The following is an 18511-nucleotide window of genomic DNA, read 5'->3' on the forward strand; positions in this document are numbered from 1 at the left end:
TATGTGCAGTTGTTATTGTGGCCTGCCGCAAAATTTCTATTCCCTGAAAACATACCCAAATAGCGAAACCCGGCTGAATTAGGTATAATGTAACCATCTATGAAGGGAGCTGTGACTGTAATTGGACGACAAAATTTTGCATACGCTTGAATATCGCAAGATTTTAAATAAATTGACGCAATATACGCAGACCCCGATGGGGCGGTTAGAGGCGGAAAGTCTGAAGCCATCCGGTGATTTTGAAGGCGTGAAAAAGCTGCTTCAGGCTACGGATGAGGCGGCGAACGTTGACCGGCTGAAGGGCATTCCTTCCTTTGGCGGCGTAACGGACATCAAGATGGCCTTGAAGCGTGCTTCCATCGGAGGGTTGCTGGGGACCAGCGAGCTGCTGTCTGTGGGGAACACGATCGGCGGCGCGCGCAGGGTCAAGCGGTTTTTGGCGGCGATGCATGAAGATGAGAATATCCCGCTTCTGTTCGCGCAGAGCGATCTGCTCTCGGAGCAGAAGCATGTGGAGGATGCCATCCGCGCCTGTATTGACGAGAACGCTGATGTGCTGGACACGGCAAGCCCTGAGCTGGCCGCCATCCGCCGCGAGCTGCGTGGTGGCGAGACGCGTATCCGGGAGAAGCTGGATTCCATGATCCGTTCTTCCTCGGTAGCCAAAATGCTGCAGGACCAGCTGGTAACCATCCGTGGTGACCGCTTCGTCATTCCGGTCAAAGCGGAATACCGCGCCCACTTCGGCGGCATTGTTCATGACCAGTCGGGTTCCGGTGCCACGCTCTTTATCGAGCCGGAATCGATTGTGGCCATGAACAACAAGCTCCGCGAGACCCGGCTGCGCGAGGAGCGGGAGATTGAGATCATCCTGCACCGGTTGACCGCGCTCGTTGGCGATATTGCCGAGGAAATGGCCTATGATGTGGATATCCTGGGCGAGCTGGACTTCATCTTTGCCAAAGCCCGTCTGGCCCGTGACATGAAGGCGACCCAGCCGCGGATGAATGACCGGGGCTACCTCAAGCTGCGCAAGGGCCGGCATCCGCTGATTCCGGCGGAGCAGGTCGTGCCGCTGGATGTGGAGCTTGGCAACCAGTACAGCTCTATCATCGTTACCGGCCCCAATACGGGCGGGAAGACGGTGACGCTGAAGACCATCGGGCTGCTCAGCCTGATGTCGATGTCGGGATTGTTCATCCCGGCGGAAGAAGGCAGCCAGATGTGTGTTTTTGATGCTATTTATGCCGATATTGGTGATGAGCAGAGTATTGAGCAGAGCCTCAGTACCTTTTCCAGCCATATGACTAATATTATCTCCATTCTGCGCAGAATGACTCCGAAGAGTCTGATTCTCCTGGATGAGGTAGGTGCAGGTACCGATCCCGCTGAAGGCTCGGCGCTGGCGATTGCGATTCTGGAGAATATTCACCGGACGGAATGCCGGATGGTGGCCACCACCCATTACAGTGAGCTGAAGGCCTATGCTTATGAACGCAAAGGCGTCATCAATGCCAGCATGGAATTTGATGTACAGACTCTAAGCCCCACCTACCGGCTGCTGGTCGGTGTGCCGGGACGAAGCAATGCATTTGCTATTGCCGAGCGTCTGGGCCTGCCGAATGAGATACTGGAACACGCGCGCGGAGAGGTCAAGGAAGAGGACCTGCGCGTCGAGCATATGATTGCTTCGCTGGAAGAAAACCGCCTGGGTGCGGAGAACGAGCGTGAACGCGCCGAAGCGGTCCGCCGTGAAGCGGAGGAATTCCGCAAGCGGCAGCAGCTGGAGCTGGAGAAGCTGGAGAGCCAGCGTGACAAGCGGCTGGAGAAGGCCGAGAAGGACGCCAGCGCCATCCTCGACAAGGCCCGCAAAGAAGCGGAGCAGATCATCAGCGACCTGCGCCGCCTGGCTCTGGAGGAAGGGGCTTCCGTCAAGGAGCATAAGCTGATTGAAGCCCGCCGCCGTCTGGATGAAGCGGAGCCCGCGCCCCGCAAGAAGACAGCGGCCCGCAGCAGCGTCAAGGCGCCGCGGAAGATCCAGCCCGGCGATGAGGTGAAGGTGCAGAATGTGAACCAGAAGGGCTATGTTGTGGAGCTTAGCGGACCCAAGGAAGCCATTGTCCAGTTTGGCATTATGAAGATGAAGGTCAACCTGGAGGATTTGGAATTTCTGGCCTCCGCACCGGATTCACCGCCTCCTGCGCTCCGCCGGGCAACTACGGTAAAACGTACCCGTGATGAGAACATCCGCAGTGAGCTGGACCTGCGCGGGACAAATCTGGAGGAAGCCATCATGGAAACAGACCGCTTCATTGACGAGGCTTTTCTGGGCAATTTGGGGCAAATCTCCATCATTCACGGCAAGGGAACCGGAGTGCTGCGCACCGGTATTCAGGAATATCTGCGCAAGCATAAGCATGTAAAGAGCTACCGGCTCGGAAATTACAATGAAGGCGGCGCGGGTGTAACCGTGGCTGAACTGCAATAGCGGCTGGAGTCCAGCAGAAAGAGGGAGAAGGATGCAAGAAAATATTGATCTTTTGCTGGATCATCCGCTGGGAGCGCTGCTCGGCTACTTCACTGTGGCCATTCTTGGCCTGGTGGTATTCCTGTCTTTCTTTGAAATGGTGACCAAATATAACTGCTGGGAAGAAATCCGCAAGGGGAACGTGGCGGTAGCTATGGCAACCGGAGGCAAAATCTTCGGCATCTGCAATATTCTGCGCTTCAGCATTTCAGCAGGCGTCTCGATCTACGAAACGATGAAATGGTCGGTTGTGGGGTTTCTGCTGCTCATTCTGGCGTATTTCCTGTTCGAGTTTCTGACTCCGGTTTTTTCCATTGACGATGAGATCGCCAAAGATAACCGGGCTGTGGGCTTGACCGCCATGATGATTTCCGTGTCCCTTTCCTATGTCATTGGTGCTGCCATTTTCTGAAGCGGGGGTAGAATACATGAAGATTTTGGTTCGGGTTTTGTTTTTTTCTGCCCTGACTTTTCTAGCGGCCGGTATAATTTATCTAATGATCAACTGAATTCAAATGTGAGGTAAGAAGGAGATAGTCAAGATGGAAACAACAGTTTGTCCTTGGTGTCATACAGAGATTGTATGGGACGAGGAGTTCGGGCCGGAGGATACCTGTCCCCATTGCAACAATGAGCTTAGCGGCTACCGGACGGTGACCCTGGGGATTGATGACCTGGAAGATGAGGATGAACCGGAAATGGCCGGGGAGCCGGACCAAGATCCGGTTAGTGACGAGAATCTATGGAATGATGAGGATAAGGAAAGTGTAGTGCCGATCTTCAATACCCTGGTTCAATTCGGTGAAGATTATGACCTGAAGCACTACGAGTCCAAAGTGGCGGCTATTCTGGCAGCTCAGCTGGAAGCGCCTGAATGTCCGCAGTGCCATGAGCTGATGCTGCTGTCCGGCACGCAAAAAGTAGAGGGTTTTGAGCCGTCGTCCCCAGATGAGCTGGGCGGGCCGGTGCTGCAACCGCCATTCGCGCTTAATCTCTTCGTCTGCCCTTCTTGCTTCCATGTGCAGCACAGTCTGGCGCAGGAAGACCGCATTCAGCTGGTACGCAATCTGAGCATAGGAGCCAAGTAATTTAGGTTATGCTTTCTCCTTGAGCTGGGCATGTTAAGCAAAACACGTCCAGTTCGCAAGGGGGAGCAGCATGAAGGATTCAGCGCATAAACAGGAGGTACTGCTGCTTGCAGTCAACGGGTTATGTTCACTCGCAAGCGTGCTGGCAGGAACCTTTTTGAACGTTTATTTGTGGAAAAACCAGCAGAATTTTGCCATGATCGGCTGGTTTACGGTGGCTCAGCAAGTGACTGTGGGACTCAGCTTCTGGCTGGGCGGCAAATGGGTCAAGGAACATAACAAGATGAACGCCCTGCGGCTGGGACTGGCCGTTTCGGGCCTTTTTTATTTGCTCGTACTGTGGCTTGGCAACCGGGCGGTTCATTACATTTGGCCGCTTGGTTTGGTGTTGGGCATAGCGATCGGTTTGTTCTGGCTAGCGTACAATATTGTTTATTTTGAGATTACGGATGCCGGAAACCGGGACTTTTTCAATGGCTGGATGGGGCTTTTGGGTTCATTTACCGGCATATTGGGCCCTTGGGTGTCGGGCTGGATCATTTCGGCCCTGCATGGCGAGCGCGGGTATCGTCTGGTCTTCCTGTTGTCGCTCTCCATTTATGGACTTGCTGTGGTTTTAAGCTTTTTCCTTAAGAAACGCAAAAGTGAAGGGGCGTACTTATGGATGGAGCCTTGGAGGGAGCTGCACCGCAAAAGCAGTGCCTGGAGGCCGGCAGCGGCAGCCTTGGTGTTTCAGGGGCTAAGAGAGGGTGTGTTTTCCTTTCTGATCGGTCTTCTTGTGTACATAGCCGCTAAGCAAGAAAGCAAGCTGGGGCAATTTGCACTGATCACTTCAGCGGTTGCACTGGTCAGCTACTGGGCTGCGGGCAAATGGTTCACACCGAAACTCCGCTCGGGGGGGATGCTTGTTGGCGGCATTCTGCTGGTTGCAGTCATCACACCGCTTCTTTGGAAGGTCAGCTACGGCACCTTGCTGATTATGGGCATTGGCACCTCTCTTTTTCTTCCATTATATATGCTGCCGATGACCTCAAGCGTCTTTGACCTCATGGGGGAGTCGAAGGAAAGTGCGGGCAAACGGGTGGAGCTGGTCGTTCTGCGGGAGCTTTGCCTGATGTGTGGCCGGATGCTGGGCATCTTTGTGTTCATCGCAGTGCTTTCGGTGAACGATTCGCCGCGTGTCATTACCTGGCTGCTGTTGCTGCTGGGGGCGGCTCCGCTGGGAAGCTGGGCTGCACTGCACCATCTGCTGAAGCGAAAGGCCGCAGCCTCCCTCCCGCAATGATTTGAAGGATTTGAACAGGGGGGAAAAGCGTATTGGTCAAAACAAAGGATTACGGTCTGAGGACAAAGGTTACCATCATGGTCTCCGCTGTGGTGATGCTGGTCATGCTGGTGCTCTACATTATTTTCAGAAATCAGATTATTCCCCAGACCAGACATGCCCTGGAGGACAAGGCAACGGCCATCGCCCGGACCATTGCCCTAATTCCCCTGGTGTCAGAAGGTCTTAATGAAGGACGGAGCAAAGAGATCCAGGCTTATACCTCCAAAATCACCCGCCGCAATGATATTATGTTTGTAGTCGTGATCGACATGCACAGCATCCGCTATTCCCATCCCGATCCATCACGGATCGGGAAGCCTTTTGTCGGGGGAGGGCAAAAGGCTGCGCTGCACGGTGAAGAAAGCATCTCTGAGGGTGAGGGGTTGCTCGGCAAGTCCCTGCGGGCCTTTGTGCCTGTGTATAATAACAGAGGCTCCCAGGTAGGTGTAGTGGTCGTAGGCCTCTCCATGGAAAGGGTTCACCTGCTCATCCGGCAGAATGAATGGACGATCATCGCGATTCTGCTGTCCGGTGCCGTGCTTGGAGCGGCCGGAGCGATGGTCCTGGCCCGGAAAATCAAGCAGATGATGTTCGGCATGGAGCCAGCGGACATCTCCAAGCTGCTGCAGGAACGCAGTGCTATGCTGCAATCCACACGCGAGGGGATTATTGCGGTCGATCATGCCGCCCGGATCAGCATGATCAACAGGGAAGCGGAGCGGCTGCTGGGCACCGCCGGGATTACAGGCAATGGGATGACCCGGCATATCGCCGATTATTGGCCGGAGCTGCGCCTGGAGCAGGTGCTGTCCAGCGGCGAGTCCAGGCAGGACCAGGAGCTGGAGCTGAACGGAATCACTTTGCTCGTGAGCAGTGTGCCAATCCAGGTGAATGGCCGGATTGCGGGAGCCATCGCTACCTTTCGGGACAAGACAGAGCTTGCTGTACTGGCGGAACGGCTGTCCGGCATATCCGTCTATGCGGATGCCTTGCGGGCAGGGGCACATGAATATATGAATAAGCTGCATGTAATTATGGGCATGACGCATATGGGCCTTTTCGATGAGCTGCAGGAGTACATCTCGGGAACCGTGAGCAACTATCAGAATGAGATCGGTTCGATCACCAGGCAGATCAAGGACCCGGTCATGGCCGGCTTTCTGCTCGGGAAGCTTAGCCGGGCCCGTGAAGCAGGAATTGAACTGCAGCTTGCTGAGGACAGCTACCTCCCGGAATCCGCCGATCCTCAGGTGATTCATCAGCTGATTACCATCGTCGGCAATCTGCTCGACAACGCTATGGAGGTGCTGGAGGGGCAGCACATGAAGGAAATCGAGCTCTCTTTTCAATATGAACGGGGACGTCTGATCTGCACTGTGCGGGACAATGGTCCGGGAATCCCTGAGCCTTTGCGGGAGCAGATATTTGTCCAGGGATTTTCCACCAAGGGAGAGCAGCGGGGGATGGGCCTTTACCTGGTTCGTAAAAGTGTGGAAAAGCTGCAGGGCCAGCTTAAGATGATACCCGGCCGGGAGCCGGGAACGATATTTATGGCCGACGTGCCATATGCAGTAAAGGGTGATGAGACCAATGACCATTAAGGTATTGATCGTTGAAGATGACCCGATGGTGGCGAAGTTCAATCGGCACTATGTGGAGCAGGTTCAGGGCTTCGAGTTCGCCGGCTGGGCCGCTTCGGTCGATGAAGCCAGGAAGCTGCTTGCCGGACTGAAGGTTGATCTCATTCTGCTGGATATCTATATGCCGCGTACCAGCGGGCTGCAGCTGCTGTCCTCTCTGCGGGAGCAGGGCAGCGTGGTTGACATTATCGTCATTTCTGCAGCCAGCGACAATGCCAGTATCCGCAAGGCCCTGCAGCTGGGGGCCGTCGATTATTTGATCAAACCGTTCGAGTTCGCCCGCTTTCAGGCGGCATTGTCCGCCTACCAGGAGGATTACATGCTGATGAAGCACAGGGAGCATCTCAGCCAGGAGCAGTTGGACAAGCTGCTGCGCCATTCCACAGGAACGGAGGAGGACAAAAGCGGCGCGCTGCCCAAGGGGCTTACCGAAGGAACGCTGGAAAGCATATGGAGCACCATCCAGAAGCTGGAGAGTCCGGTATTTTCCACCGAGGAGATCACGGCAGAGGCTCCGATTTCACGGATCTCCGTACGCAAATACCTGACTTTTCTCACAGAGGCGGGTGTGCTGGAAATGGAGATCAGCTACGGTGCGGTAGGCAGACCGGTATATATGTATACCGTGACCGCTTCAGGACATGAAATTATAGCTGCATATATTTAAGCGGCCGGCCGCGAAAGAGGACCTTTGGGTCCTTTTTTTAAAATATAAGAATTTCTATGCTTCACGCTATAAATTATCCTTCTATTTCTCGCTGAAACGGGTACCGTCTTAATAAGGACGGCGTAGCCGTTTCTACTTGTGAAATTGGTTTGGCTGAACCATGAGATATTTGAATCCAAATTTGAAGGTATTTTCAAAACAGATTATGAAAAGGCACATTCTGCTTCTGAAAAATCCGGTAGAGTTTGGAAACTTTGAATCGTAGCGGAATGTAAGCCCCGATTGATAAATAACGCTAAAGTGTTACCTAAAACAGGTCGATTATGGTCAGATACCGCCATGATTGACCTGTTTTTGTTACCTTCGTTTTCTTACAGTTTTTTCACGTCTAACGCAACTTTGCGAATAGAGATGGATACAGAGTCGGGAACATCGCAACAAATTCGCAGGATATCCCGACAACTATATTGTCAGGACTAAATGGAACATCTAACAATGGGAAGGTCATAAAAACTAACCACCCAGCCTCTAATTAAGCACGAAATTCGTTAATAATCGGGAGGAGGGCTTCATGAAAGGAATGATTGCGTTCCCCCCCAACCCCGCTTACTTTAATTACTAAACTATTTTTTTAATTACGTAAGCTTCCAAGAACCGCACCTTTGCCGCTATGATTATTGTGAAAATATGCACAAGGGGGCAATAACACCATGAAAAAGAAAACAGGCGCTGCTCTTATTCTCATTCTCTCGGTCATGCTCGTTATCGCAGGATGCGGCAGCAATGGCAACAGCAACAGTGCCGGGAACAAGAGTAAGGACAATGAGGCCAAAAAAGAAACGACTGAAGCAGTATCGGGGGCATCTGAAGCAAGCTATACACCGTACGATCAATTAAAAGATAAATATGATATCATCATCGTCGGTGCGGGTGGTGCCGGCATGTCGGCAGCGCTTGAGGCCAAAGCGAAAGGCATGAATCCGGTTATTTTGGAGAAAATGCCGGTAGCGGGCGGAAATACAACCAAATCCTCTTCGGGGATGAACGCTTCGCAGACGAAGTTCCAAAAAGAGCAAGGCATTGAAGACAGCAATGATTTATTTTATGAAGAGACGCTAAAAGGCGGCCACGATACCAACGATAAAGAGCTGCTCCGTTTCTTCGTGGACAATTCTGCGGGTGCCATCGACTGGCTGGATTCCATCGGAATCCGCTTGAACAATATCACTATTACCGGCGGGATGAAGGAAAAACGCACACACCGTCCTGAAGACGGCTCTGCGGTAGGGCAGTATCTGGTCAAGGGATTGGTGAAAAACGTACAAGAGCAAGGTATCCCGCTATTTGTGAATGCGGATGTTAAGGAAATTACAGAAAAAGACGGTAAGGTTACTGGTGTCAAAGTCCTGTTCAACCAGGCAGACGAAAAAACAATAACAGGTTCTGCTGTCATTGTCACCACCGGAGGTTTCGGAGCCAATAAAGAAATGATTGCCGAGGTTAGACCTGATCTGGAAGGGCTCGTAACCACCAACCAAGTTGGCAGCACCGGCGACGGCATCAAAATGATTGAGAAGCTCGGCGGCACCACAGTCGATATGGATCAAATCCAGGTTCACCCGACCGTGCAGCAGGAGAAATCCTATCTGATCGGGGAGGCTGTTCGCGGTGAAGGCGCAATCCTCGTATCAAGTGAAGGCAAACGGTTCACCAACGAAATGGATACCCGTGATCATGTCACTGCAGCCATTAATAAGCTTCCTGAAAAAGCAGCGATTCTTGTCTTTGATTCCGGCGTTAAATCCCGTGTCAAAGCGATTGAACAATATGAGAAAATGGGATTTGTTCTGACCTCAGACTCAATCGAAGGCCTGGCCAAAGAAATGAATGTTCCGGCAGATGAGCTGCAAAAGACAATGGATACCTGGAACAGCGCAGTGAAGAATAAGAAGGATGCCGAATTTGGCAGAACTACAGGAATGGATAACGACTTGTCCGGCGCGCCATTCTACGCGATCAAAATCGGTCCCGGGATTCATTACACCATGGGCGGTGTAAAAATCAACACAAACACCGAAGTACTTAATAAAGAAGGTCAACCGATCACAGGTCTGTTCGCGGCTGGTGAAGTAGTAGGCGGGCTGCACGGCCAAAACCGGATCGGCGGCAACTCGGTTGCGGAAATTATTATCTTCGGGCGTCAAGCAGGGATTAAATCGGCTGAATTTGTAAAAGCACAATAAATCATCCAAACCATTAATAGGGAAGGGTTGTCTCGCAGTAGATTGTTTCTACTGGTGAGACAGCCCTTTTTTATTGAGCATGAACATATTCTAAGCAATATCTTCTAAAAAACAGCTTCGAATCGTCCGGGTTATGCCTGAACAGCCGGAGAAGAAGGAGAAGGTCTGGACGTCCGGGTCAGTGAAAATAGCTCAAGCTCCGGCCGGGAAATGCCCGCCAGGGTATCGGCCAGGAGTTCTGCTGCGAGCATGCTGTAGACGGTTCCGTTGCCGCCATAGCCTTCGATGAAATAACAGTGGGGATATTCCGGATGGGGGCCGATAAAAGGCAGGCCGTCATGGGAGGTCCCGAATACACCGCCCCAGGCGAACTCTGCAGCTGCCCCCTTAATCTCGGGGAAGAGGGCTTCAAGCTCTTCAAGCAGCCGCCGGCTCCGGGACCGGACTCTGGCCTCGCGTTGTCCAGGATCAGGTAGCTGCTCATCCTTGCCCCCGGCAATGATCCGCCCGTCATTCGTTGTGCGGAAATACAAATAAGGCCGGGCCGTTTCCCAGATCAGGCTTTGTTCATGCCAGCGGGGGAGGTTCTTCAATGGCCGGGTCATAATGGCGTAGGTATAGTTCAGCTCGGCTCCCCGGTCCTTTTTCATCTCCTGAGTTTCATAGCCCAAGGCAAAAATAACATGGTTGGCAAAGATGCGGCCGCTCTCTGTGTAACAGGTTACTCCATCCGTTCCAAAATCAAAATGACGGGCCTTTGTGTGTTCATATACACGGACACCGCTTGCGTGTGCTTTATGAATGAGACTGTGCAGCATCCGGAACGGGTTCGTTTCCGCATCCCCCCGGGAGTAGATGGCTGCCGGTTTGGCGAAGGAGTAATGGGCCCTGATTTTGTCCTCCTCCCAGAATTCTGTGTCGAAACCATGCGCGGCCAGATGTTCATGCTCCAGCTTCAGTGCGGTAACATCCTCCGGAGAGCTCGCATACAGCAGGCTGCTTCTGGGAATAATGTGCGGATCAATATCCAGTGCGCCCGGCAGCTTCAGGATATCCTCCATCGCCTTGCGGCATAGCTTGTAGAATAATAGGCCATTGTCTGCTCCAAAAGTATTCATGCAGGAGGTAAGGGATTTGTCGCTGGTAACTTGGAGCAACCCGGTGTTGGCACATGTGCTGCCTTTTCCCACTGCATATTTATCAATCAATACGGTACTGGCTCCGCTTGAGGACAAGCGGTAAGATGCCATCGCCCCTCCCATACCTCCGCCTACAATCAGGCAATCGCATGTGATATCTCCATCCAGCACAGGATATACAGGAAAATGAGGAAGGGTTCTCTCCCAGGGCACCCGCCCGCTGATTAATTTCATCTGTTGATCTCCCCTTAAATGAGATTCGGATAAGGTAGTATTGGTCGCTGTACTGACTCTCATACATCGCTGCCTGCTTCCATAGGCAGGGAGTTGTGCAGTTTAACACATATTTAGCCTTCATGCGCGCATACTAAAGCTGCTTGAACCATTTTGAAGGAGGGAACAGTGAATATGCAATCTACGCAAATGCAGCCGCTCAGCGGAAAAGAACTGGAATATATTGCCGACTCCATCTCCAATGAGGATCTGCTGATCAAGCAGTTGGCGGCTACCGCCGGCAGCACGCAGAACTCGACAGTTAACCAGATTTGCAATCAGCAGATCCAGAGCCATACCCACCATTTGGGAGTGCTCGTTCAGCTTTTGCAGCAGCACCAGCAATATGCACCCACACAACCCCAGCAGTAAGTGATTTTTCAGCATGCTGAATCTAATTCATATTCAAGGAGGTTATTAAGTGTACACACAAAATGGACAATTTATGGCGGATGAAGATCTGTTGACTATGATTTTGGATGACCTGAAACGGACAGTACGCGAATATACGACAGCGGCGACAGAATCAAACTGTCAAACTGTGCGCCGGGCTTTCACTGACCTGACTCTGGATACACTGCGGATTCAGGGGGATCTGTACAACCAGATGTCGCAGATGGGATTCTATAAGGCACCGGACAAAGCCCTCCGGCAAGCCGTCGATAAACAGATCCAAAGTGCACAGCAGATCCAGCAGAAAAGCCAGCAGTTTGTGCAGCAGAAAATGAATGGCACCGGCGATTACAGACAGGCTCCGAATGTGCCGCAGCATCAGCCTAACGTGCACAGTTCCTATTATATGTAACCCGGCTGCCTTCCGTCCGACGCAGCAGAGCTAATCGCTCACGGATTCCTGACGGAAGCGGCTGCTTCAGTACAATGCAATCCGTTAACCCCGCTCCTGCGGGGTTATTTTGTTTGCAGTGATGCCATTTTCATGTCATATTAGTATTAAACTCTTTTCGCAGGAGGGAAGGCATGAAGGAAATGAATGAATTAAAGAGGAAAGTGCTGGAACTGCTCAAGGAGGACGCGCGCAGCTCTACAGCGCTGATGGCGACATTGCTTGGAGCGGAAGAAGAAGATGTCAAGCAGGCCATTGAAGAAATGGAAAGAGACCACGTAATCGTAAAATATGCGACAGTCGTGAATTGGGATAAGGTCAGCGATGAACGGGTAACCGCACTGATCGAGGTACAGATTACACCGGAGCGGGGCCGCGGCTTTGAGGGGATTGCCGAACGGATCTATTTATATCCGCAGGTGAAATCGGTCTATCTGATGTCAGGCGCCTATGACCTCTTGGTTGAAGTCGAAGGCCGGAATCTGCGGGAGGTAGCCAACTTTGTCTCCGAGAAGCTGTCGCCGATTGACGCAGTGCTCTCTACCAAAACCAATTTTACGCTTAAAAAATACAAACAGGATGGTATCATCTTTGAAGAGCATGAGGAAGACAACCGTCTCATGATATCTCCGTAAAGGAAGTAATCATATGATCACGAATAACAGTCAGCAAACCGGAGATACAGGCAAATCCATGCATTCTTATTTGGCCCCGCTGGTCCAGCAGATTCAGCCTTCGGGCATCCGCAAGTTTTTTGATCTGGCGGCAGGCAGCAAAGATATTATCTCCCTTGGGGTCGGGGAACCGGACTTCAAGACGCCTTGGCATGTCAGGGAAGCCTGCGTATATTCGCTGGAGAGGGGGTTCACCGGCTATACCTCGAATGCGGGTATGCCGGAGCTGCGGGAAGGCATCGCCGAATACCTGCACACCCGTTTCGCCGTAGAATACAATCCGGCCAATGAGATCATCGCCACAGTAGGCGGCAGTGAAGCGATTGATCTGGCGCTGCGCGCCTTAATCTCGCCCGGGGATGAAATTCTTATTCCGGAGCCCTGCTATATTTCCTACTCGCCGATTACAGCAATAGGCGGAGGGATTCCCGTTGGCATTGAGACATTCGGGGAGAACAACTTCAAGCTTACCGCCGAGGGGCTGGAAGCCAAGATTACTCCGCGTTCCAAAATCCTTATTCTCTGTTATCCCAGCAATCCGACAGGAGCGATCATGAGCCGTGAGGATTGGGAACCAATCGCCAGGATTGTGGAGAAACATGATCTCATCGTGATTTCAGATGAAATCTATGCCGAGCTGACGTACAGCGGCAATCATGTCAGCTTCGCTTCCCTGCCGGGCATGAAGGACCGGACCATTCTGGTCAGCGGTTTTTCCAAGGCTTTTGCCATGACAGGCTGGCGGATGGGTTATGCCTGCGGCCACCCGGATTTGATTGCCGCGATGCTGAAGATCCACCAATACACCGTCATGTGCGCACCGTCCATGGGCCAGGTGGCTGCGCTGGAGGCACTGACCAACGGCATGGAGGAGAAGGACCGGATGGTTGATTCGTATAACCAGCGCCGCCGCCTGATTGTCAAAGGCTTGCGCGATGCCGGGCTGGAATGCCATGAGCCGCAGGGCGCATTTTACGCGTTCCCGAGCATTCGCCGGACCGGACTGACCTCTGACGAGTTCGCCCAGCGCCTGCTGCTTGAACACAAGGTAGCCGCAGTTCCAGGCAGTGTTTTCGGATTAGGGGGAGAAGGGTATCTGCGCTGCTCTTACGCCACTTCCGTCTCCCAGCTGAATGAAGCCGTTGAACGGATAGGGGCATTCGTCTCACAGCTTGAACGCGAACGAACGGAGTAATGCAGCAAGAATGAAGTAAATCGGACTATGGCGGATCTTCCTGTTCTATGGTATTATTTTACTCTGGGAACAAGAAACACCTGTATATGTATTTACAAGGATTTTCTTTTCTGAATAATACATTTAGGAGGGATGATTGTGCTCAGCGCCGATTATTACTTGCCTTCCTTTGGTGGCGAATGTTTGACCGGAAGCGGCAAACGGCCCCCCAAAGGTGATGTTAACGCACGCAGACTCTCTCTGGAGGATGAGATCCTCACACTCCGCAGCAGAATGGAACAGCTTTTTGTTCAGGAGAATTCCTTCACTTCAGCTAAGGTGATTGAAATCAGCAGCCTGCTGGACCTGAAAATAAATGAATACATGAAGGGGCATTCCCGCCGGCGCTAGGCTGGTGATGCTCTTGACCAGGGACCTTCGGGTCCTTTTTTTGTGTCCGTGTCCCCCGCAGACAAAGCACTAGAAATGTTGATTGATTTTCACCAGCATTTCTTTGAGGAGCTTCTGCTCATCGCTGGAAAGGGGTTGAACGATTTCAGCCTCCACTTGTTGAAAAGACCTCTTGAACTCTTCAATTAACTCAACGCCTTTGGGCAGTACATATATATTTTTTTGCCGCTCGTTATGGGCCGGAATTTTACGTTCGATGTATCCCTTTTTTTCAAGACCTTGAAGTATGCTCGTAATGCTTGCTCCGCGGGCATGGAACCGGTCGGAGAGATCCCTCTGAATTACCCCCTTTTCTTGATGCTTATGAATATATTCGATCATTTTTCCCTGCTGGGCATTTAATCCTAATTCTCTGATGCTCTCATCAGCCCGTCTTTTCAACTTCAGCCCGATGAGCTGCAGTAATTCCAGATAGGGTGTATCCTGCTGAGTATCCATTAACGTTTGTCCTCCTTACGCTAGAATTATTAAAGTTTTATATAGAGTGAACTTAAGATATTTACATTAGGGACTTCGTCGGGACTACGGAGAATGTTTGGACTTCCGGCCGCTGTTGTCTGCAGATTTCTTGATTGTTACCGCTGTTCGCGGTAGAAATCCGCAGACAAAGGCGGACGCATTCGCTCCTACAGTTCCAAACTTCCCCTCCATCCCTTTATCCTTTTGTTAGTTTTTCAAGTTCACTCTATATATCTGTCAATAATGAAACTTTATTAGGATTCTAAATAATTGTCAATAGAATATTCATGGATTGACAATTAGAATTCTAATAATTAAAATACAATCAATCGGTTGGTCGTTAAGACGGACTGAACAAACTGAGGAGGTCATAAAATGAGCAGCGGCGAACAAAGTCATCCAATGGCAGGGGTAACGGCTATTACGAATGCCCGTATTTTTGATGGGGAGAAGGTTATCAGCGCAAGGCATATTATCATTCAAGAGGGCATGATCATCGCTGTAGGGGGAGAGATTCCGGCACATGCGGCCGTGATTGATGCGGATAATGCAACGTTGATGCCTGGTCTTATTGATGCGCATGTTCATACCTCCATCGGCGGGTTGCGGGATGCTCTCAAATTCGGCGTAACAACTGAACTTGAGATGAATGGCGGTTTTACGGAAAAAGGTCGTGAAATTCAATTGCAGAATTTGGGCGGCATCGCGGACGTTCGTTCGGCCGGCATGGCTGTCACGGCTCCAGGCGGTCATCCCGACGAATTATTGCCGGATGATGGTGAGATTCCTGATTTTGTGCTAAAAGAACTAGAGAAGTTAACGGAGAAAGACCGGAATGCGATGCTCGAAGCTTTTGCCCATGATCATGATGAGGCACCTCAAGTGACAACTATAGAGGAAGCGGTCAAGCATGTTCATACTCAAGTGGAGAATGGCGCCGATTATATTAAAATTATGATTGAAGAAGGAACAGTCATGGGGGTGCCGGGACTTCCCGTTTTAAGTGAAGACATTCTAAAAGCGGCTGTAAGAGAAGCGCATAAGCTGAATAAAATCGTCCTGGCCCACGTGTTGACAGCCGACTCTTCGCAATCTGCCATCCGAATTGGTGTTGACGGTCTCGCCCACCTATTTATCGACCGGCCTGAATCAACGTCCGAAGTAGTGGCAGCTATTAAAGATTCCGGTGCGTTTGTTACACCATGTTTGGTATTGAACGCGTCAATCATCGGAAATCCGGCGTCCGAACTGGCTGGCGATCCGCGGGTGAACTCGAAATTAAGCCAGGAATGGATTGATATCTTGAATTCCAGCTTCAATACGTATCCGCAAGGGAGCTTGGACAACAGCTTCAAAAGCGTGATGGAGCTTCACAAGGCCGGAGTCGATATTCTTGTCGGGACTGACGTCTCCCCCGTTCCGCTCCACAACCTCGGAGGTCTGGCTCATGGAGCCAGCGTTCATCATGAGATGCAATTGCTGGTGCAGGCTGGCTTCACCCCAGTAGAAGCTCTACAGTCAGCTACCTCCAAGCCGGCCCGCCGCTTCGGTCTCCAGGACCGGGGGCGCATTGCCGAAGGCTTGCGTGCGGATCTGGTATTGGTGGATGGTGATCCGACAACCAGCATTTCGGACAGCCTATCCATCCAAGCGGTGTGGTTAAAAGGAGAGGGGCAGCAGATCTGATTAGAAATTCGGTTACGGCAGGGGAGTGTCTTGTAACAGTAAGTTTGTTCTTATTTATGATAATTACACATCCCTCCTTATAATAGTAGTTAAGTGCCCCGCATCTCCCGTCACCATTGGCTGATTTTGCGTTTATTGAGTACGGGGCACTTTACTAATGTAGTGAAGGATGGGAACAGCCATGGTTAAGGTTTTTAAAAGTGAAGCAGGCAAGGAAGCCGTACTGCATTCTTACAACATGCTGCTCAGGCAGTGGAATACTGAAATTCAGGAGTTGGATATAGAGACTCCTTACGGTACGACACACTGCATTGTGGCCGGCAATGCCGCCAATCCGCCGCTGCTGCTGTTTCACGGGGTAGGGGATAACTCAGCAGTGATGTGGCTGCTCAATATGAAAGAGCTCGTCCGGCATTTCTATTGCATCGCAGTAGATACCATAGGCGGTCCGGGAAAAAGCGTGCCTAACGGGAATTACAGCAAGCAGACGTTCCGGCAGGTAGAGTGGATCAGCAGCATTGCTGACAGTCTGAATCTCACAACATTTAATATTGCGGGAGTATCCAATGGGGCTTATATGGCTTTCAACTACGCAACACAAAAGAGTGAAAGAGTTGAACGAGTGGTCTGCATGGAGGGAGGTATGGTCACTGCGCCGTTCAAGGCCATGCTGCAAACGCTGCTGATGATGTTCCCCGAAATCCTGGTTCCCACCCGCAATAATCTGCTGAAGGTTGTGGACAAGCTCAGTTCCCCGGATTCCCGTCTGTCCGAGAAACATCCCGAAGTGGCGGAGCATCTGGTGCTGCTAATGAAAAACCACAACCAGCAGGCCATGTTCATACATAAGCTGGAGCTATACGATAAAGAGAAAGCGGTTGCAGTCAAAGAGAAGCTTTATTTTTTAATAGGAGAATATAAGCTGGACCGCAAGCGGGATTTCATCAAGCTGCTGACCGACGGGGGATTCCGCTATCAAGTCATACCGGGTGCCGGACACGGCATCAACCATGAGCAGCCGGAGGCCGTCAATCGGGAAACCGTGGGCTTTTTGCTTGGGAAGGAGGTGTAGAGATGATTATGGATGAGGTAAAAAAGCAGGCTTTTGCAGCACTTGGCTGTGATCCTGAACAGGCGAAACTGCTTGGAGGATATGACAGCAATGTGTTTGAAATAAACCGCAGCGGCGAAGAGATTGTGGTGAAGATATTGGAAAATGCCATTACAGACGAGGAGGCGCTTTTGTCGGAGTTTGAATGGCTGGAGTATTTGCGCAGTGAGGGTCTGAGTGCAGTCAAGCCGATTCTTTTGAATACCGGACAGTACATTTTTCCAGTTTCGGAGAAGTACTGTTGTGTTGCCTATGAAAAAGTTGAGGGCACCACTCTGAATCCTAATGACATAATGAGCTGGAATCCTAATGTGTTTGAACAATGGGGAATGGCCATAGGAAAGATGCATGTTTTGGCCAAAAGCTATCAGCCGGTCCATAAACGTCCGCAGTGGTTCCATCACAGTCTGCTCAAAGGCGGAGTTCTTAATAATGACCCTATTTTGGCGGAAAAGTGGCAGGGATTTAAGGATGCTTTCAAACAGCTTCCAGTTACCCGTGAGAACTTTGGTCTGATTCACGGCGATCTGCATCATTCCAACGTTCTGCTTCATCAGGGGAATTTGACGCTTCTTGATTTTGGGGACAGCGAGTATCACTGGTTTGCATATGATATCGCCATTTCTGTATATCACATCGCCTATACTGTTCCCGCGGGACCGCAAAGGCAAGCTTTTGTACAAGCGTTTTTCGGCTCTTTTATGGACGGGTATGCCCAAGAGAACTGCAATATCGGGTTTATTCCGCAAATTGATACTTTTATAGACTATCGGCATCTATTCTCTTATACCTATCACACAGCTTACGCTGATTGGAGCCAACTCACACAGGGTCAAGTGGAATTTCTGGGCCAAATGAGATCAGCAATCTTACAGGATTCACCTTGTTTAGGTTTTTCTCTGGCATAAAGGATTCTCAGATATACAAACAGGGAAAAGTGGGGGAAGAGAAGTTTGGAACTGTAGGAGCGGTAGCTTCCGCCTTTGTCTGCGGATTTCCACCGCGAAGAGCGGGAATATCAAGAAATCTGCAGATGGGCAGTGGCTGGAAGTCCAAACATTCTCTGTAGTCCCGACGACGTCCCTAATGTAAAGAGCTTAAGATCACTCTATATAGAACTTATATTCTATTGCATTTTCTGCAGCAGATGACCCATAAATCGGTCGATAAGCTCAATCTATTGTATTC

General features: G+C 51.1%; 17 protein-coding genes. 15 read left to right on the plus strand and 2 right to left on the minus strand.

The window, feature by feature from the left end; genetic code table 11:
- The first annotated feature begins 121 nt into the window (after window positions 1-121).
- The 7 genes from PRIO_RS10135 to PRIO_RS10165 all read left to right on the plus strand — a co-directional run bounded on the left by PRIO_RS10135 (window position 122) and on the right by PRIO_RS10165 (window position 9492).
- Window positions 122-2488: an endonuclease MutS2 gene (locus tag PRIO_RS10135; RefSeq protein ID WP_046502162.1), complete on the plus strand. Its 2367-nt coding sequence runs from the start codon at window positions 122-124 to the stop codon at window positions 2486-2488.
- 31 nt (window positions 2489-2519) lie between these two features.
- A complete protein-coding gene (locus PRIO_RS10140; protein WP_020432739.1) occupies window positions 2520-2939 on the plus strand; it encodes a DUF350 domain-containing protein in 420 nt (139 codons plus the stop codon).
- Between the two features lie 130 nt (window positions 2940-3069).
- Complete coding sequence (locus PRIO_RS10145; protein WP_046502166.1) at window positions 3070-3615, plus strand: hypothetical protein; 546 nt, start codon at window positions 3070-3072, stop codon at window positions 3613-3615.
- 70 nt (window positions 3616-3685) lie between these two features.
- Entirely contained in the window at window positions 3686-4900 is a 1215-nt protein-coding gene (locus PRIO_RS10150) for an MFS transporter (RefSeq protein WP_046502169.1), read from the plus strand.
- A gap of 32 nt (window positions 4901-4932) precedes the next feature.
- Window positions 4933-6543: a DcuS/MalK family sensor histidine kinase gene (gene dcuS / locus PRIO_RS10155; RefSeq protein ID WP_020432735.1), complete on the plus strand. Its 1611-nt coding sequence runs from the start codon at window positions 4933-4935 to the stop codon at window positions 6541-6543.
- The gene (locus PRIO_RS10160; RefSeq protein ID WP_020432734.1) at window positions 6533-7249 is read left to right on the plus strand and encodes a response regulator; all 717 of its coding nucleotides are present in this window, start codon (window positions 6533-6535) and stop codon (window positions 7247-7249) included. The genes dcuS and PRIO_RS10160 overlap by 11 nt, the downstream gene beginning before the upstream one ends.
- A 710-nt stretch (window positions 7250-7959) precedes the next feature.
- Window positions 7960-9492 (plus strand): flavocytochrome c, encoded by a 1533-nt coding sequence (locus tag PRIO_RS10165; protein ID WP_020432733.1) that lies wholly within the window; start codon window positions 7960-7962, stop codon window positions 9490-9492.
- 131 nt (window positions 9493-9623) lie between these two features.
- On the opposite strand, the gene PRIO_RS10170 is transcribed toward PRIO_RS10165, so the two are convergent.
- A complete protein-coding gene (locus PRIO_RS10170) occupies window positions 9624-10865 on the minus strand; it encodes an NAD(P)/FAD-dependent oxidoreductase (RefSeq protein WP_020432732.1) in 1242 nt (413 codons plus the stop codon).
- A gap of 174 nt (window positions 10866-11039) precedes the next feature.
- On the opposite strand from PRIO_RS10170, the gene PRIO_RS10175 reads away from it, so the two are divergent.
- The 5 genes from PRIO_RS10175 (at window position 11040) to PRIO_RS10195 (ending at window position 14007) form a co-directional block, all read left to right on the plus strand.
- Complete coding sequence (locus PRIO_RS10175) at window positions 11040-11276, plus strand: hypothetical protein (RefSeq protein ID WP_020432731.1); 237 nt, start codon at window positions 11040-11042, stop codon at window positions 11274-11276.
- A 49-nt stretch (window positions 11277-11325) separates the two neighbouring features.
- Complete coding sequence (locus tag PRIO_RS10180) at window positions 11326-11709, plus strand: spore coat protein (protein ID WP_020432730.1); 384 nt, start codon at window positions 11326-11328, stop codon at window positions 11707-11709.
- Between the two features lie 173 nt (window positions 11710-11882).
- A complete protein-coding gene (locus tag PRIO_RS10185; RefSeq protein ID WP_020432729.1) occupies window positions 11883-12383 on the plus strand; it encodes an Lrp/AsnC family transcriptional regulator in 501 nt (166 codons plus the stop codon).
- Window positions 12384-12396: 13 nt separating this feature from the next.
- Window positions 12397-13617, plus strand: a complete 1221-nt coding sequence (locus PRIO_RS10190; RefSeq protein WP_020432728.1) for an aminotransferase class I/II-fold pyridoxal phosphate-dependent enzyme — start codon at window positions 12397-12399, stop codon at window positions 13615-13617.
- Between the two features lie 132 nt (window positions 13618-13749).
- Window positions 13750-14007, plus strand: coding sequence for an aspartyl-phosphate phosphatase Spo0E family protein (locus tag PRIO_RS10195; RefSeq protein WP_020432727.1), 258 nt, complete (start codon window positions 13750-13752; stop codon window positions 14005-14007).
- A gap of 69 nt (window positions 14008-14076) precedes the next feature.
- Here the strand turns inward: PRIO_RS10195 and PRIO_RS10200 are convergent, their stop codons facing one another.
- Window positions 14077-14505 carry a MarR family winged helix-turn-helix transcriptional regulator gene (locus tag PRIO_RS10200; protein WP_020432726.1) on the minus strand — a complete coding sequence of 143 codons (429 nt, stop codon included), beginning with the start codon at window positions 14503-14505 and terminating at the stop codon, window positions 14077-14079.
- Window positions 14506-14901: 396 nt separating this feature from the next.
- Between PRIO_RS10200 and PRIO_RS10205 the strand changes: the two genes are divergently transcribed.
- The 3 genes from PRIO_RS10205 to PRIO_RS10215 all read left to right on the plus strand — a co-directional run bounded on the left by PRIO_RS10205 (window position 14902) and on the right by PRIO_RS10215 (window position 18231).
- The gene (locus PRIO_RS10205) at window positions 14902-16212 is read left to right on the plus strand and encodes an amidohydrolase family protein (RefSeq protein WP_020432725.1); all 1311 of its coding nucleotides are present in this window, start codon (window positions 14902-14904) and stop codon (window positions 16210-16212) included.
- Between the two features lie 181 nt (window positions 16213-16393).
- Window positions 16394-17284 carry an alpha/beta fold hydrolase gene (locus tag PRIO_RS10210; RefSeq protein ID WP_020432724.1) on the plus strand — a complete coding sequence of 297 codons (891 nt, stop codon included), beginning with the start codon at window positions 16394-16396 and terminating at the stop codon, window positions 17282-17284.
- Between the two features lie 2 nt (window positions 17285-17286).
- A complete protein-coding gene (locus PRIO_RS10215; RefSeq protein ID WP_020432722.1) occupies window positions 17287-18231 on the plus strand; it encodes a phosphotransferase enzyme family protein in 945 nt (314 codons plus the stop codon).
- Window positions 18232-18511 lie beyond the last annotated feature (280 nt).

The sequence above is a fragment of the Paenibacillus riograndensis SBR5 genome, assembly GCF_000981585.1.
Lineage (GTDB): Bacteria > Bacillota > Bacilli > Paenibacillales > Paenibacillaceae > Paenibacillus_AQ > Paenibacillus_AQ riograndensis.